This window comes from Gordonia sp. w5E2 (assembly GCF_036540975.1).
GTDB classification, from domain to species: Bacteria; Actinomycetota; Actinomycetes; order Mycobacteriales; family Mycobacteriaceae; genus Gordonia; species Gordonia jacobaea.
Genome location: NZ_CP144213.1, coordinates 2,651,500 through 2,668,084 on the forward strand (window position 1 = coordinate 2,651,500; position 16,585 = coordinate 2,668,084).

The following is a 16,585-nucleotide window of genomic DNA, read 5'->3' on the forward strand; positions in this document are numbered from 1 at the left end:
CGTTCGGACACAATCGACCCCAGTACCAACGACCGCAGCACCACCGAGCCTTGGAAAGCGAAGGATGTCGACGCCGCGCATCATGCTCGTTCACGCACACCCCGACGACGAGTCGCTGTGGACCGGCGGCCTGATCGCCCGCGCGATCGCCGCAGGTGGCGAGGTCTCCGTGGTGATGTGCACGTGGATGTCGGGCACTCCACGGCATCGCGAGTTGCTCGACGCACTCGGCGAACTAGGCGTTCACGACGAACCGATACTGCTCGACTACGCCGACCTGAAGGTGCCGGAATCCGCGCCCGGGCATCAACGGTTGACCGATGCGTCGTTCGACAGCGAGGTCGCCGAGTTGGCCGGCCACATCCGCCGTCTACAACCCGACGTTCTCGTCACCTATGACGCGTATGGGATCTACGGACACCCCGACCACATCAGGGCACACAGAATCACCTGTGCTGCCGCCGATGCTGCCGCCACCCCAACCATGTACCGCGATGGCTTACCGGCCTGGCAGGTACGTTCGCTGTACTTCGCGACCATCGCCGACTGGATGGTCGCCGAACTGGCGGACACGCTCTTTCCGCTACTGCAGCCCGGTGACTTTCCCGGCGCGCCCACACATACTCTCGGGCTTCAACTCGATGTATCCGAGTGGATCGAACACAAGGTTCGCGCGATCGAGTCCCACAAGACAGAACTGGCACGACGATCCACCGTCTCTGCGCTGATGAGTCTGCCGCGCGCGCAACGTGATCTGGCCCTCGGCACCGAGTGCTTCCTGCGGCGCGACCTCACCGCAGACGGCTGCGACATCTGAACCGGGCCGAGGACATCCGAATCAGGCCAGGTCCCGGACCGACGACCGCAACCCACTTGCCCGATGAACACGGCGAGTAACGGCCTCGGCCAACACTTCTCGCGTTCCGACGATCCGCACACGAGTACGTGCCCTCGTGATCGCGGTGTAGAGGAGTTCACGGGTCAGCAGCTCTGAGCCCGACGGCGGCAGCACGATGGTAACACCTCCGAACTGGCTTCCCTGACTGCGGTGAATCGTCATCGCGTACGCGGGTGCGACGTCTGGCAGTTGCACCGGGGCGATCAGGCGCTCCTGCGCGCCGCGGCGGAACGCGACCTGCACCCGGTCGGGATCGGTCTCGTCACCGGTACGGACAACCACTCCGCAGTCGCCGTTGAACGTCCCGGTCTGTCGGTCGTTCGACGTCACGAGCAGCGGCTCACCCACTGACCACACCATCGTGTCGAGCTCGATCCGCGGAAGGCCCGGCGACTCCGACAGCCAGTCGGCAACGCGTCGTTGCCAACCGCGAACGCCCCAGAGCCCCTCACGATGCGCGCACAGAACCCGGTGCGAGTCGAGCGCGGCCAACGCGGCGTCGACGTGTCCGGTGTGCGCCGCGCGGTGCAGCGCCCTGCCCCAGGCGACGATGTCGTCGCGTACGGAGTCGAGGTTGTCGGGGGCGACGAGCTGTACGTCGGCGATCTCAGGCGAGGTGACCAGGTCGACGACGGCATCCGCGTCGCCACGATTGACCGCATCGGCCACGCGGGAGATCTCACCGCCGAATCGAAACCCGCGACGCAGCGTGACGACTCCGTCACTCAGACGTGCCGATTCGTCGGCATCCAATTCGATCGACGAGTCGAGCGGCATCGTCGGGTACGCCGACGGGGTTGGGGGGCCGGGCGCACGCTCGACGAGGTCGGCAAGGACTGCACCCGCTTCCACCGAGGCCAGCTGGTGGGGATCGCCCACGAGAATCAGCCGAGCGTCTGAGCGGACGGCGTCGAGCAGTCTGCTCATCGCGGTCATCGACAGCATCGACGTCTCGTCGACGACGATCACGTCGTGCGGCAGCTTGTTGGCCCGTCCGTAGCGGGGCGTCGAGCCCGGGCGCCAGCCGAGGAGGCTGTGCACGGTCACCGCCCGCACCGAGGTGGGCAACGTCCCGTCAAGGTCGACCGACGCCTGCAACTGGGCTGCCGCTCGACCGGTCGGCGCGCACATGCCGATGCGCAGGCCACCTCCGGCGACGTTGTCGAGAACAGCGAGGTTGTCGAGAACGGCAAGAATCCGCGCGACCGTGTACGTCTTTCCCGTGCCCGGCCCACCGGCGAGAATCGACGTCCAGTGCGAGGCGGCAACCTCAGCCGCGAGGCGCTGTCGCGGCTCTGCGGTGCTGTCGGCGAACACCTGCTCGACCTGCGCCCGCACCGCGGCCGCATCGACATCGGGCGCACTGGTCGCGCGGTTGGCGAGCGTCTCACGGATCGACTGTTCCTGGCGGAAGTACTTCTGGAGATAGATCAACGGACCGTCGTCTGAATCCATCAGCACGACGGGCTGCAGTGTGGACCCGCGGGCGCCGACGATCAGCGGAGAATCGCGCAGTTCGGCGAGCATCTCGGCGGCACTCGGAAGCGCGAGCGATCCCACGCCCGGGAGATCGTCGACGGAGGCAAGCGCGAAACACGTCGACCCGAGACGCACCGAGCGCACGGCGAATGCGGTGGCAACCTGAGCCGCGACCGACACCGGCTCGCCGCACATGCGGACCACGCGCGAGGTGATGTGCAGATCCGATGCCACGAAAAGGCCCGCGGCGTTCGCTTCGGCAAGGATGCCGTTGGCGTCGCGGACTCGCCGCGCATCGTTCACCGCCAGTGACTGAGGGGTCTCGGTGGTCATCGGTCGTCGCCCCCTTCGATTCCTGCGAGCAGGTCTGACAACGCGGTGACCAACCCGGTGGGGATGTCCCACTCGTAGACCCCACAACCCGGCGGGGTATCGGCGCCAACCATCCCCCGCACGAAGTGATACTGCACCGGACCGAGGTGCTCGCCGGGTGTGTACCCGGGTAGTCGCCAACGTAGATACCGGTGCAACGCAACGGAATAGAGCAGAGCCTGCAGCGGATAGTGTGCACCGATCATCTCCGCGGCCATCGCATCGGCGGTGAAGTCGTCCGCGTTCAGCTCGCCCGGACGCAACCGATTGGTCTTGTAGTCGACGACGACGTACCGGCCGTCGGATGTACGTAGCACCGAGTCGATACTTCCGGTGAGATAGCCGCGCAGCGCGCGCGGCGGTATCTCGGCGAGCAACTCGGCGTAGGCACGAAGCCGATCATCTTCGGGCAGATGGTGATTCATCAAAGCCGCGACGTCGGACAGGACTGCCGCGGCGGCCGAGGTTGACACCGCGTTGCCGAGTGGGAACTCGAAGTCCAATTCGGCCAGTCGATCTCGCGGCTTGATCGACCACAGGGTGGCCTCGAGCGACCCCAGCGGAGTCGTCAGCACGGCACGTAGCGCGGCGGCGAGGTCGGCGACGTCGACGTCGAGCGCATGCCTGGACGCCGACGTCATGCACAGTTCACGAACGTGGTCGTCGATGTCGGGCGCCGCGGTGTCGACGTACTCGAGCACCTCGTGGACGAGGGTTCCGAAGGCCGCTCCGAACGGCATTCCGTTCATCAGCGACGGCGTCCCGTCGGGGAGCTCCGAAACCTGTCCGGCTGCCGGAACCGTTGCCGCGTAAGGATCGTCGGGGTCGACGGGGTCGGCGGGCTCGTCGGTGATCAACTCACCGTCGGCAGCGGAGCCGACGTCGGGTTCGCTACCGGTCGTCAGGGTCGGATGCCGGTGCGCGGCACCGGCGATCAGCGCTGAGTACGAGGTGCGACGCCACTGCTGGTCGATCGTGCGGGTGAACCGCGCGACGTCGAGTTCGTCATGGCGATCCGCGTGGTCGGGAGGTGTCCACACCGGTGCCTGCGAGCCGTCGGCGTGCTCGACACTGATCGAGACCGGCGGGTCGGCCGCAAGCGCACGCAGCGTCGACACGCACGTGTGGTCGTCCGGCACGTTCACCGAGGTCGGCACCGTCCCGTCGCTGGCGCCACCCCCCGCCTGGTGCCGTCCGAACAACAATCGGTGCAGTGGGCCCTTCGACGTATTGAAGGACGGCGCCCAGTGCACGACCACCTGAGATGCGGCGCGCGTCAATGCAACATAGAGCAGGCGCAGGTCCTCCCCCGCTTCTTCGTCGTTACGACGGGCGATCCGCTCGCCCCAGCCGCGGGTGCCCTCGCCACCGACGTCGAGATGACGACGACCGGCGTCGTCGTGGTAGCGAAAGGTTTTCGGCTTCGAGACCCGCGCGGCGTCCCACCCGAACGGTACGTACACAATCGGGAACTGCAGTCCCTTGCTCGCGTGCACGGTCATGATCTGCACGACGTGCGTGTCGCGGTCGAGACGTCGGGTCTGATCTTCATGGCGCCGCCACTGTGACTCATCGGCGATGCGATCGGCGAGCCACTCCACGACGCCTGCCAAACCGCACTCCGTCTCTACGACGTGCTTGTTCACCAGTGACGCCACCTGCAGCAGGTCGGTCAGTGCGCGTTCGCCGTCGTCGATGCCGAGCACGCGCGCAGCGACGTTCTCGGCCGCGAGGAGACGTTGGGACAGCGCGGCGAATCCGCCGTCGGCGAAGACTCGACCGAGTTCGGCGAACGTCGACGATAGCTCCGCCAGCCGTGTGTCCGACGCTGCCGCGAGTTCGCTTGCCTCCCAACCGATCAGGGGCGTCAGGGCGGCCAGCCGGACCCGGTCGGCACGCGCGGGTTGCTCTATCGCTCGGATCACCCACAGCCAGTGCAGCGCGCCGATCGTACGGAAAACACTTGTCCCGGTGCCCACGACCGATGCGACGCCGAGCTCAGCAAGCGCTCGCTGCAGCGGCTCGATCGTGCCGTTGGTGCGAACCAGAATCGCGATGTCGCCCGGTGTGACAGCGCGTGGTCCGTCGCCGGTGTCGAGCAGTGTGTCGGAGGCGAGTAACCGCGCGATGTCGTTCGCGACGTCGGCAGTGATCGCGGCCCGGACATCGGCGACCGACGGGTACCCACTCTTTCCACGGACGGTGAAATCACTTCGCGACAGGGCACGTACCCGCAGCGCCGGTGCACCCGAGAGTCGACTCCCCGACCGCGCGGCCCGAACGGGATGCACCGTGATCGATCGATCGCCGAGGCTGGCGCCGCCGTAGATCCGATCCAGCGCGGTCACGAGGTCGGCGTCGGAACGGTGGTTCGTGTCGAGCGCACGGAGCGAATCGGCGACGTCGACAGCCGTCAGATAGCTGCGGACCTCCGCGCCGCGGAACGCATAGATCGACTGTTTCGGATCACCGACGAGGACCAATTGTCGATGGCCGTGGAAGCACCGCCGCAGGATCTCCCACTGGAACGGGTCGGTGTCCTGGAACTCGTCGACGAGAATCAGCGTGAACGACTCCCTGATTCGCTTGCACGCCGCCTCACCGAACTCCGGGTCGGTGACGACGCGGTAGAGGATCATCTGAAGATCGTCGTAGGTTCGCAGGCGCGCGAGACGCTTTCGACGCTCGACACGGTTTCGCACGCGCTCGCAGAAACGCACCCGCTGGGTTGCGGCCGACGGTCGGGCGTCTGCTGCGTCGTCGGGTTGCGGAGCCAGCGGAACCCCTGCGCTGCGGACGGCTTCACGGGCGATCGCCATCGCCTCCCCGACGGAGAAGGGTGGGCGGTCGGAATCACCCGCGTACGACGACAGGTACAGATCGAGCGCCGTTTGTTCGACGATGTCGTCGGTGTCTTCGACGACGTCGTAGATCAATTCGCGTTCGCCGAGGAAGCCGAGCGCTTCGAGCATCCGGTTACAGAACGTGTGTGTCGTCGCGATCGTCGACGCGTCGAAATCGGAGAGCGCCTGCATGAGTCGCCCACGGCGCGTGGCGATCTCGTCGGGGCCTCCGGTCAGCACGGCACGCAGAACAGGGTCGTCGTCGCCGTCACGATCAGAGTGCACGCGGGACGGGTCGAGCGCGACGACGAGTTCGGCGAGGCGAGCACGCATACGCTCGCGCAGCTCGGCGGTCGCCGATCGACTGAACGTGACCAGCAGCAGTTTGTCGATCGGGAGACCGTCGGCGATCTGTCGGGCCGCGACGCCGACGATCGCGTACGTCTTGCCCGTACCCGCGCTCGCCTCGAGGACGGTCGTGCCCCCTGGCAGGGGTGCCACGACGTCGAAAGGCTGCGGCGCAGCGACATCCAATGGCTGCTGCGCAGCGGCGTTTGCCGGTTGCGGGCTTTCCGTGTCGGGGGCTGTGTGCGCGCCGGTCATGACATCGTCTCGTGGTCGAGGAGCGGATTCCAGAGCGCGCGGGCAAGCCTGGTGAACAGAGGCGCGTCGGGCTCTCCCGGCACGTCGACGTCCGCCCATCGGGAGTCGTCGGAGGTCGACATCCGCAGGATCTCGTCGAATGCGACCGACGACGTGACGTCGGCCCCGAACACGAAGCGCAGGTAGGTGTCGGTGCCCGCGCCGAACATCCCGTCGAAGCTGCGTCGTGCGATCTCCACCGCCGCGTCGGACCGCACACCCGCACGCACCTTGCTTGCGTACTCCTCAGCAGGTTCGAGTGGTAGCGGAAGCGGCGAGCGTAACCCGAGATCGCGCAGACGCACGAGATCGTTGAGCACGCCGCGTGCGTCGTCGGGGGCAGTCAGCATGGACTGTGCAACCGCCCCCGCCCCACCGCGACCGACGACGAGCGCCGACGGTGGTGGCGCGTCGGTGGCCGACGCCGCGAGAAGCAGCAACCCCAACCACGCGGTCATGCGTTGCTTGGCCCGCACACGCGAGTACGTCGCGGTGACGATCGTCGTACCGAACGGCGAGTTCTCGACGATGTCGGCGATGCTGCCGTGGACACGACGACCGTCGGGCAACGCGACGACGACGTCGCGGGTGACCGGCGGCTGCGTGCGTACCGAAGCGGCAGCGTCGTACACACGCGAGACGGTCTCGGAGATCTCGGCCAGTTCGCGGCGCCCGAATTCGTACGGGGGCAGATTGCCACGCCGCAACTCGGCGGCCTGACAGGTGACGAGGTCGTCGCCGGCGAGCATGTGTCGAAGGAATCGGTCGCCGACGCCCCACCTGTCGAGGGCGTCGAGTTCCACGTCGAGTTCGTCGGAGTGTGCCCGATCGTCGTCTGGCATACGCGCGCCGAGTCGCTGGCGCACGAAGCCCTCGATCGGGTTCGTGAGGAACGCGACGAGGTCGCGCAGTTCGATGTCGGCGGATTCCGCTGCGCCGACTTCGACATCGGACAGTCGCGTGGACGGCACCGCATCGGCGTCGAGAGCCCGTGCGCCCGCCAGCAATTCGGCGTCGAAGCTGAACGGCGCGGGTATCGAGCACAGTGCGCCGGGCGTGAAGTTGAGCCGATCGAATCCGTGCAGAGTGTGGCTGATGACAACGTCGGACGGATCGTCGAGTCCTCGCAGGGTGGCGACACTCTCGGCGAGTTCGCTGACGACCACCGCCGGCGGGATGCGGCTTCCGCTCACCGGGTCGGCCCCGTTGTAGAACACGAGGAGCGAATCACGTGCGGCACCGATCGCATCCAGGAATAGCTGACGATCCTCGTCGCGCGGATTTCGTTCTCCGACAAGCGGATCACGGCCGAGGACGTCGTCGCCGTCGGTGCGCTGGGCACGTGGGAAGGTATCGGCGTCGACCCCGAGGAGCACGATCACCCGGTGAGGGACCGAACGCATCGGCACCATGGTGCAGACGGTCAGTTCGCCGGTCCGGAAGTTGGCGCGCGTCGGCCGTCCCGCGACCACCCCGGCCATGAGGTCACGGACGTCGGCCAACAGCAATTCCTGCGAATCCGAGTCATCGGCGTCGAGCGCATCCGTGATCACCCGAACCGCCTGTGCCCGTTGCCATTCTTCGCCGGGAGCGGACAGGGTGAGCTGGTCGACGACGTCGATCAGTGTCTGCAGCCACGTGGCACGGGAGGAGCGCCCGCCCATGCGGTCGAAGAGGTCTGACAGCCGGTCGACGAACTCGGTAAACGTGCCAACCAGGTCGATCTCGGTGCTTTCCACACCTGCCAGCGGGAGCGCTGTTCCCAACCACTCGCCGTCGGCCTCCTCGGCGACCGCTCCGAGGGCGATGCGATCAACACCGCTGGCAAAGGTGCCCTGTCGAAACCCGGACAGACCGAATCGGGCGCGTTCATTCTCTCCGAGACCCCAGCGAATGTTGCTGTGCGCCAACCACTCCCGAATCATGTCGAGATCGTCGTCGTCGATCGCGAATCGCGAACGAACCGGCGAACGACTCAACAGGTCGACGACGTCGCCTGCCGCTGCTCGGGTCGCGGCGAGTTCGACGATCGAGGCGACGACGTCGAGGACGGGGTTCATCTGGCGCGGACCGCGGTCGGCAAGGCGCACCCTGAGTTCGAATGCCGGGTGGTTGAGTCCGGATTGACCGAATGCACCACGGATCAGTGGTGCGAACGACTCGACGTCGGGACACATGATGAGGACGTCGCGCGGTTCGAGAGTCGGATCGTCGACGAACAAGTGCAGCAGCCTGTCGCGCATGACCTCGACCTGTCGCTCGGGACCGTGGCACGCGTGTATCTCCAGCGACGAGTCGGCCGACGCTGTGGCCGGGCGCACCGTGTCGTCGCGTAGGTCGGCCTGAAGGCGCGGCAGCAGACGTGCCGGATGGTCGCCCGCCTCGACTTGCGGCTCGTGATGGATATCCCTGTCGACGATCGGAGCTATGCGTTGCTGGAGTTCCTGCACATCGCGCGACAGCCCGGCGAGCAGCGGATGATCGATCGCGGGGATCGGCCGGTCGGCGCGGCGCGGCACCTGATCGACGGTCTCCGATGCCACAGCGCCTGTCTGTTTATTGGCGCCCGTCTGTGTAGTGGCGCGCGCCACCGATGACCAGAGTGCAGGCGAGGGGTGCGGGAGGAAGAGGTGCACATCGCGGTGCGGCGCGAGCGCCGACAGTACTTGTCGGAATGATTCGGTGACACGAGTCGTACCGAAGACACTCAGGCGTTCGGGAAGGTCCACCGAATCCGGATCGGTGCGCACGCGTGCGCACACGTCGTCGAGGAGAAGCGCGGGATGGTCGACGCCGATCCGCGCGTGCACCGCCCGCCAGAAACGTGCTTGCCACACCATGTCCGATGCGAGTTCGGTACCGGTTCCGTCGGTGTCGTGGCCGGTGGCCCATTCGACCAGCATCGCTGGACGCTGGCGCCCGTATCGATCGAAGAGGTCGGCGAGATGACGGGCGGTGGCAAAGCGTCGGCCGACCCGCAGGTCGTTGTCGGCGCCCGTCGCGGCGCGACCCGAGCCGCCCGTCGCGGCGCGACCCGAACCGATATGTCGCGCAATGATGTCGAGTGCCGGGTCGTCGATGTTCTCGTCGAGAACGGCGAGGACCTGCCACACCATTCGCCCTGGCTCCCATGGATCGTGACGGCCGTACGGTCCCGCATGCGACCGCGGTGTTGTACGCACGGCATCCACCACGGCCTCGCTCAGTGCCGCAGGTGACGAGAAGTCGATGTTCGCGGCGATCCCGTCGGTACCGCCGGCGCCTGCGCCCAGTGTGGTCGCGAGGTGTTGGGTCAGCCATCGTTCGACGCCGCGCGCAGGCACTGAGATGACCTCGGTTGCCATCGGATCGGCAAGCGGAACCCGCAGTACGTCGGCGAGTGCGTCGGCGAGGGTATCGCTGCGCTCTGCGCGGTGAAGGGTCAACACGGGTGATTCCGACCGCGGTCAGTTCGTGTGCATCGGCTGCGGCTCGATGCGATGCGATTCGAGAATGGCGCGGGCATCGTCGGAGAGGGGTCGCGGGCGAGAAGTGCTCGGGTCGATGGCGACGAGCGTGGTCTCGGCAACGGCGCACACGAGACCGGACGGATCGGTCAGGACGGCTGACATCGTGTACGACGTCCGCCCGATTCGCGAGACGCCGGTGGTGATGGTGACAGGGTCGAACGAGTACTCGAGCACTGCGCGGAACTCGATGATCTGACGCGCGACCAGTATCGGTAGCACGACCGATACCCCCTCGAACCACTCTGCGAACGTGCGCACACGACTTTCTTCGAGCAGCCGAGCGAACTGCACGTTGTTGACATGTTTGTTGACATCCATGTCGCCCCAGCGCAACTGTAGGGAGACCGTGGTTGCACCCGACGGCGACACCGTGCCGGGGCTGGCGTCGGCGGCTGGTTCGCTACCGACGATCGGAATAGTGGTATCTGACACGCTCCGCAGCCTATCCGGCGGAACCGACATCGGCGGCGGGGAGTCTTCGACAGGCGCCGCGTCGGAGACGCGCACGACACACCGCGTCGGAGACGCCCCTGGCACACCGCGTCGGAGACGCGCGCGACACACCGCGATGATCTGACCCGGCTCGGCCTGATACTACGTAGACTCCCTGACCGGGGAGAGACTTGCAGGGGGCCACGAACCGCCCGGCACGCTCGGTTTTCTTGGGGGATGTGTGAACGTTGAGACTCGCCGTCTACGGCTGCGACCGGTCGACTCGACCGACGTCGATGCGCTCGTGTTTCTCGACTCCGATCCCGAGGTCATGCGATTTGTCTCAGACGGGCGCCCGACGCCGCGTGCCGAGATCTCCGACTGGGTCATTCCCCGCGCCCGAGCGGAACTGAGCACCGGTCGGGGTGGGATGTGGATCGCCATCGACCAGCGCTATCAGGCATTTCTCGGCTGGGTGCTCCTGCGGGCGCCGCGTCACAGTCAGCGCTCGGAGATGGAGCTGAGCTATCGGCTGCGCCGCGACACGTGGGGCCGTGGCCTCGCCACCGAGGCTGCCCGCGCCGTCGTCGGACTCGCATTCGACGAGTTGCATACCGAGCGTGTCTTCGCGAGCACCACTCTGCGCAATTCCTCGTCGCGACGTGTGATGGAAAAGCTCGGTATGCGGGTGTCGGGCGTACGCGCGGGCGGCGACCACCTCGGCAGGCGGTACGAGCATGCTCACGGGAATCGCGACAACCTCGGAGAACTCGAGTACGAGCTGCTCAGACACCATTGGGAAGCGCTGGTCATGGGCGCCGACGCACGTCGACACCAGGTGATGAACCTTCCAGCGTGACGTCGGGGTGACGTGCCACATCAGACATACGTGACGCCGTCCGCAGCACGGCCGCGCGAGCAGTTCGGCGTCAACCCAAGGCTCACCGCGACCTACGACTGATCATTGACTACCGTTGAGATGTACGCGCGCCCTGCGCGTCGTTCCTGCAATGCGCGAAGGAGATGTTCTCGATCATGAGCAGCCCCGCTCCGACAGCCCCCGCTCGTCCCCGTGTCGTCATCATCGGCTCGGGATTCGGCGGATTGTTCGCCGCGCAGCGACTCCGCAAGGCCGACGTCGACGTCACGTTGGTTGCCAAGACCACGCACCATCTGTTCCAGCCCATGCTCTATCAGGTTGCGACCGGAATCGTCGCCGAGGGTGAAATCGCTCCGGCAACCCGCGTCGTACTGCGGAAGCAGAACAACACCGCCGTCATCATGGGTGACGTCTTCGAGATCGATCTGAAGAACAAGGTCGTCAAGTCGCGTCTGCTCGAGAGAGTGACCGAGACACCCTTCGACAAACTGATCATCGCTGCAGGCGCCGATCAGTCCTACTTCGGCAACGACCAGTTCGCCGAGTTCGCCCCCGGCATGAAGACGATCGACGACGCGCTCGAACTGCGAGGTCGGATTCTCGGTGCATTCGAGCAGGCAGAACTGTCCGACGATCCGGCCGAGCGCGACAAGCTGCTCACGTTCGTCGTCGTGGGAGCCGGACCGACGGGTGTCGAACTCGCAGGGCAGATCGCCGAGATGAGCGACAAGACCCTCAAGGGCGCATTCCGCAACATCGATCCCACCCAGGCGAGAGTGATCCTGCTCGACGCCGCGCCCGCTGTCCTTCCGCCGATGGGTCCGAAGCTCGGCTCCAAGGCCGCCAAGCGCCTCGAGAAGCTCGGCGTCGAGATCCAGCTCAACGCAATGGTCGTCGACGTCGACTACGACGGTCTCGTGGTGAAGGAGAAGGACGGCACGACCCGTCGAATCGAGTCGCAGTGCAAGGTGTGGTCGGCCGGTGTTCAGGCCAGCCCACTCGGCAAGCAACTCGCAGAGCAGTCGGGCGTCGAACTCGATCGCGCGGGCCGCGTCAAGGTGCTCGCCGACCTGTCGATCCCCGGCTACCCCGACGTCTTCGTCGTCGGCGACATGATGTCCGTCGAGGGTGTGCCGGGGATGGCGCAGGGCGCGATCCAGGGTGGTCGGTACGCGGCCGATTGCATCAAGAACGAGCTCAAGGGTCAGACCCCGCAACAGCGCAAGCCGTTCTCGTACCACGACAAGGGTTCGATGGCGACGGTCTCGCGCTTCTCCGCGGTGATGTCGGTTCCGATTCCGGGTACCGACAAGCGGTTCGAGACCGAAGGCTACTTCGCATGGGTCGGCTGGTTGGCGCTGCACCTGGTCTATCTGGTCGGCTTCCGTAACCGCCTCAACACGCTGATCAACTGGTTCTTCGCGTTCAGCACCCGCGGTCGCACCCAGCTCGCGGTGACCGAGCAGCAGGTCTACGCCCGCACCGCCATCGGGCATCTCTCCGAACTCGAGAACAAGCCCATCTACGAGGTCGAGGGCGAATCGGTCGGGGCCGACGCGAAGAAATCGGAGGCCGACGCCGAGGTCGCGAAGAAAACCGATACCAAGGCGAGCTGACCGCCTGCTCGACTTATAGTTCAGGTCACGGCGCCATCGTCGCGAGTTCCATCTCGTCGACGAGGCGCCGTGTCTGTGTGACGTTCTCTCCGAGTGCGGTAGCGAGCGATCCGCCCGACGCCAAGCTCAGGCGGGCGGCGAAAGCCTCTCCGTCGACCTGATCATCGCGCGTATCCGGGTAACGGAAGACGCTGCTGGCCGCGCGAAGGCCGGTCCGATGGGCGGTGGAGCCGACACCTAGCGCGACCCGGTGTCGCAGCGCGGGGGCGTCACCGACATCGACGTGCAGTCCGCCCTCCCAGCGCCCGGCGGCGTCCTTGTCGCCGAATTCCGCGGAACGCCCGATCTGCACATCCTCGGCGAGGGTGAGGATCGCGTCATCGGCCATTCCGACCACGATCTCCGACCGATGATCAGCACCGGCCGCGACGACGGTCGGCTCTGGATGCAGGTGTAACCGGGCACCTGGCCCGAGTTCGATGTGCCACGACATCGTCGAATCGACACGCCGCGTCGACGGCAGCGCGATGGTCGCGGCAACACTGCCGAGGTCGAGGTGGGCGCCCGCTTCGACGATGACGCGCACCTCGATGTCGTCACCGCCGAGCGGAGTTGCCGCCGTTCCGATGAGATGCGCTGCCTGCGAACCCGTTTGGCGCACGGCCAGTCCACCGGATGCCCGGTGTCGGAAGCGCCGACCGGGCTCGACGACGATCTCGACTCTGGTACGCATTACCCCGTCGCCACGGGGGCCGCGAGTTGCGTGCGAACCCACGCCAACACATCGGTGGCCGCCGGGTCGTCGGTCAACGAGATCATCGCGGTCGGTCGGTCGTCGCGAACCTTGGCGGCGTCGCGACGCATGACGTCGAGATCGGCATTGACCCGCTCGGCGAGGTCGGTCTTATTGATCACCAGCAGATCCGAGAAAGTGACGCCCGGTCCGCCCTTGCGGGGGACCTTGTCGCCACCGGCGACGTCGATCACGAAGATCTGCACGTCGATCAGACCGGTCGAGAAGGTTGCGGTGAGATTGTCGCCACCGGATTCGACGAGAATCAGATCGAGCGGTGGATTCGCTGCGACCAGGTCGTCGATCGCGTCGAGATTCGCCGTGATGTCGTCGCGGATCGCGGTGTGCGGACAACCACCCGTCTGCACAGCGGTGATGCGCTCGTCGGGCAGAACCGCGTTGCGCCGCAAGAAGTCTGCGTCCTCGGTGGTGTAGATGTCGTTGGTCAGGACCGCGACGGAGAGTTCCTCACGAAGCTGACGGCACAACGCGGCAACCAGAGCCGTCTTGCCCGAGCCGACCGGCCCGCCGACACCGATCCGCAACGCCTCGCCCGGCTCGCGGTGACGTCGCGGACGATCGTGATCGTGGCTGTGCGGCTCTCCGTCGATGAGATGCGGTGGCATGGTGATCCTTTCGGTGACTGTGGACGGTGCGGGTTGGACTACGTGAGTTGAGGGATTTGAAAGACAACGTCAGGACATGAAGAGTGGCATCGGTTGTCGCTCATGGCGTTCGGCGAACACGTCGAGAACCGGATCGGACAGATCGGCGAGACCCACCGCCGCCGACGCCGCGACACGTTCACACTCGGGACCGAGGTCGGCGATCATGAGCGCCACGTCGGCGGGGTCGAGTGCGAGGAGTCGCTGGCCCGCGGTCGCCGAACCGCTCATCGTCGTGTACACGAGCACGAGGGCGGTGTGAAATCCCGACAAGGCACTTGCCGCACCCACCGCGCCACTGATGACCGGCAGATGCGTCGTCGGCGTGTGCGAGGACCAATCCCGTTCCGGCCACATGCGTTTGGCCAATCGGAGCATTCCTCGGCCCTGAGCAATCGACGCTTTGCGTGCGGCCGCCGACGGCGTGCGTGCGTCCGTTTCCAGCAGCGCACGCTCGACGTCGAGGCCGCCGTCGGCGACGGCCGCCGCGATGGACGCAGCAACCAGACCGCTCGTGGTGACACGGCGATGGAGGAAGGACGCGAGATCGCTGACCCCACGGATAAAGCCGTCGGCGATGGCCTGTTCGACGCCGCCCGAATGCACGTGCCCGCCGACGGGCAGCCGAGAATCTGCCAGCGACAACATCATTGCCAGCGGCGCGCCCGCGTAGCGCGATGGTTGGTCAGGTGGGGTCATGGTGTGGTTTTCGAGATCGGAGCGGGAGCATGAACAACTCAGAACAGGAAATAGCGTTGTGCCATGGGCAGTTCGGTGACGGGCGGCGCGTCCCACACCTCGCCGTCGACGGTGACTGTGAACGTGTCCGGATCGACGGTGATCTCCGGCCGCGCGTCGTTGTTGGTCATGTCGGCTTTTCCGATTCCGCGCGTGTCGGTGACCGGAACGAGTTTGCGTCGCACACCGATTCGCTCGGCGAGGTCGGGATCGCAGCCCGGTGCGACGAAACTGATCGACGTCGCGGCAGCCAACGGTGCGCTCGCCCCGAACATCGGACGCGGTAGTACCGGCTGCGGCGTGGGGATGGACGCGTTCGCGTCGCCCATCTGTGCCCACGCGATCGCGCCACCCTTGATGACGAGATCCGGTCGGACACCGAAGAATGCGGGATCCCAGAGCACGAGGTCGGCGAGCTTACCCGTCTCCACCGACCCGATCTCGGAATCGAATCCGTGCGCGACGGCCGGGCAGATCGTGTACTTGGCGATGTAGCGCTGCGCGCGATTGTTGTCGGCTGCGCCGTCGCCCGGCAGTGATCCGCGTTTGCGTTTCATCACATGCGCGGTCTGCCAGGTACGCAACACCACCTCACCGATGCGACCCATCGCCTGCGAATCCGAACCGATCATCGAGATCGCACCCAAATCGTGGAGCAGGTCCTCCGCGGCGATCGTCGACGGTCGGATACGACTCTCGGCGAACGCGAGATCCTCGGGCACCGTCGGATTGAGGTGGTGGCAGACCATCAACATGTCGAGGTGCTCGTCGAGTGTGTTGACGGTGTGCGGGCGCGTCGGATTCGTCGAACTCGGAAGCACATTCGGAACCGATGCGACAGTGATGATGTCGGGTGCGTGCCCGCCTCCGGCGCCTTCGGTGTGATACGCGTGAATGCTGCGTCCGGCGATCGCACCGAGCGTCGACTCGACGAAGCCCGCCTCGTTGAGGGTGTCCGAGTGCAGGGCGACCTGCACCCCGGTCTCGTCGGCGACGCGCAGGCACGCGTCGATCGCGGCGGGGGTACTCCCCCAGTCCTCGTGCAGTTTGAAGCCTGACGCACCCGCCCGGATCTGTTCGTGCATCGCCTCGGCACTCACGGTGTTGCCCTTGCCGAGCAGCGCGATGTTCATCGGCCAGCCGTCGGTGGCGGCGAGCATCGACGCGAGGTGCCACGAACCGGGCGACACCGTGGTCGCCTTACTCCCCTCCGCCGGACCGGTGCCGCCGCCGATCAGCGTGGTGATGCCGTTGCCGAGCGCCTCGTCCATGATCTGCGGGCAGATGAAGTGGACGTGGCAGTCGATGGCGCCCGCGGTGAGGATCTTGCCGTTGCCCGCGATGATCTCGGTGGAGGCGCCGATCACCAGATCGGGATGGACACCGTCCATGGTGTCGGGGTTACCCGCCTTGCCCAGCGCGACGATCCGGCCGTCGCGAATACCGACGTCCGCCTTGATGATTCCCCAGTGATCGAGGACGACCACACCGGTGATGACGGTGTCGGGGGCGCCGTCGGCGCGGGTGGCGCGACTCTGTCCCATCGACTCACGAATCACCTTGCCACCGCCGAATACCGCTTCGTCGCCCGCGAGACCCGGTCCGCCGGAACGATCTTCGGTCACCTCGATGAGCAAGTCGGTGTCGGCGAGGCGAATTCGATCGCCGGTCGTCGGACCGAACAGCTGTGCGTAACGGTCGCGTCCCAGAATTGCCAT

The 16,585-nt window shown here is 66.3% G+C and carries 11 protein-coding genes; 3 read left to right on the plus strand and 8 right to left on the minus strand.

Annotated elements, in window-relative coordinates; translation table 11 throughout:
* Positions 1–64 precede the first annotated feature (64 nt).
* Positions 65–817, plus strand: coding sequence for a PIG-L family deacetylase (locus RND64_RS11920; RefSeq protein ID WP_049700673.1), 753 nt, complete (start codon positions 65–67; stop codon positions 815–817).
* Positions 818–838: 21 nt separating this feature from the next.
* Here RND64_RS11920 and recD read toward each other — a convergent pair whose 3' ends face one another.
* From recD to RND64_RS11940, 4 genes are read right to left on the minus strand one after another with little or no spacing between them, the layout of a single operon-like run.
* Complete coding sequence (gene recD / locus RND64_RS11925; RefSeq protein ID WP_200903290.1) at positions 839–2,710, minus strand: exodeoxyribonuclease V subunit alpha; 1,872 nt, start codon at positions 2,708–2,710, stop codon at positions 839–841.
* Positions 2,707–6,195 carry a UvrD-helicase domain-containing protein gene (locus RND64_RS11930; RefSeq protein WP_200903291.1) on the minus strand — a complete coding sequence of 1,163 codons (3,489 nt, stop codon included), beginning with the start codon at positions 6,193–6,195 and terminating at the stop codon, positions 2,707–2,709. The genes recD and RND64_RS11930 overlap by 4 nt, the downstream gene beginning before the upstream one ends.
* The gene (gene recC, locus RND64_RS11935; RefSeq protein WP_049700674.1) at positions 6,192–9,662 is read right to left on the minus strand and encodes an exodeoxyribonuclease V subunit gamma; all 3,471 of its coding nucleotides are present in this window, start codon (positions 9,660–9,662) and stop codon (positions 6,192–6,194) included. Before recC ends, RND64_RS11930 begins: the two co-directional genes overlap by 4 nt.
* An 18-nt stretch (positions 9,663–9,680) precedes the next feature.
* Complete coding sequence (locus tag RND64_RS11940) at positions 9,681–10,175, minus strand: acyl-CoA thioesterase (RefSeq protein WP_235434459.1); 495 nt, start codon at positions 10,173–10,175, stop codon at positions 9,681–9,683.
* A 241-nt stretch (positions 10,176–10,416) separates the two neighbouring features.
* Between RND64_RS11940 and RND64_RS11945 the strand changes: the two genes are divergently transcribed.
* Positions 10,417–11,034 (plus strand): GNAT family N-acetyltransferase, encoded by a 618-nt coding sequence (locus tag RND64_RS11945; RefSeq protein WP_005206823.1) that lies wholly within the window; start codon positions 10,417–10,419, stop codon positions 11,032–11,034.
* A gap of 176 nt (positions 11,035–11,210) precedes the next feature.
* Positions 11,211–12,671, plus strand: coding sequence for an NAD(P)/FAD-dependent oxidoreductase (locus RND64_RS11950; protein ID WP_005206826.1), 1,461 nt, complete (start codon positions 11,211–11,213; stop codon positions 12,669–12,671).
* A 25-nt stretch (positions 12,672–12,696) separates the two neighbouring features.
* Here the strand turns inward: RND64_RS11950 and RND64_RS11955 are convergent, their stop codons facing one another.
* The 4 genes from RND64_RS11955 to RND64_RS11970 all read right to left on the minus strand — a co-directional run bounded on the left by RND64_RS11955 (position 12,697) and on the right by RND64_RS11970 (position 16,585).
* The gene (locus RND64_RS11955; protein WP_049700675.1) at positions 12,697–13,404 is read right to left on the minus strand and encodes an urease accessory protein UreD; all 708 of its coding nucleotides are present in this window, start codon (positions 13,402–13,404) and stop codon (positions 12,697–12,699) included.
* Positions 13,404–14,090 (minus strand): urease accessory protein UreG, encoded by a 687-nt coding sequence (gene ureG / locus RND64_RS11960; protein ID WP_005206829.1) that lies wholly within the window; start codon positions 14,088–14,090, stop codon positions 13,404–13,406. Before ureG ends, RND64_RS11955 begins: the two co-directional genes overlap by 1 nt.
* A 69-nt stretch (positions 14,091–14,159) precedes the next feature.
* Positions 14,160–14,828, minus strand: coding sequence for an urease accessory protein UreF (locus tag RND64_RS11965; RefSeq protein ID WP_049700676.1), 669 nt, complete (start codon positions 14,826–14,828; stop codon positions 14,160–14,162).
* 38 nt (positions 14,829–14,866) lie between these two features.
* On the minus strand, positions 14,867–16,585 hold the full coding sequence (locus RND64_RS11970) for an urease subunit alpha (protein WP_049700677.1): 1,719 nt from the start codon (positions 16,583–16,585) through the stop codon (positions 14,867–14,869).

Excerpts from the sequence above, each read along its gene's own strand:
- recD (WP_200903290.1), bottom strand. The coding sequence starts at position 2,710 with ATGACCACCGAGACCCCTCAGTCACTGGCGGTGAACGATGCGCGGCGA.
- RND64_RS11955 (WP_049700675.1), bottom strand. The coding sequence starts at position 13,404 with ATGCGTACCAGAGTCGAGATCGTCGTCGAGCCCGGTCGGCGCTTCCGA.
- RND64_RS11970 (WP_049700677.1), bottom strand. The coding sequence starts at position 16,585 with ATGGCAATTCTGGGACGCGACCGTTACGCACAGCTGTTCGGTCCGACG.
- ureG (WP_005206829.1), bottom strand. The coding sequence starts at position 14,090 with ATGCCACCGCATCTCATCGACGGAGAGCCGCACAGCCACGATCACGAT.
- RND64_RS11950 (WP_005206826.1), top strand. The coding sequence starts at position 11,211 with ATGAGCAGCCCCGCTCCGACAGCCCCCGCTCGTCCCCGTGTCGTCATC.
- RND64_RS11965 (WP_049700676.1), bottom strand. The coding sequence starts at position 14,828 with ATGACCCCACCTGACCAACCATCGCGCTACGCGGGCGCGCCGCTGGCA.
- RND64_RS11920 (WP_049700673.1), top strand. The coding sequence starts at position 65 with ATGTCGACGCCGCGCATCATGCTCGTTCACGCACACCCCGACGACGAG.
- RND64_RS11930 (WP_200903291.1), bottom strand. The coding sequence starts at position 6,195 with ATGACCGGCGCGCACACAGCCCCCGACACGGAAAGCCCGCAACCGGCA.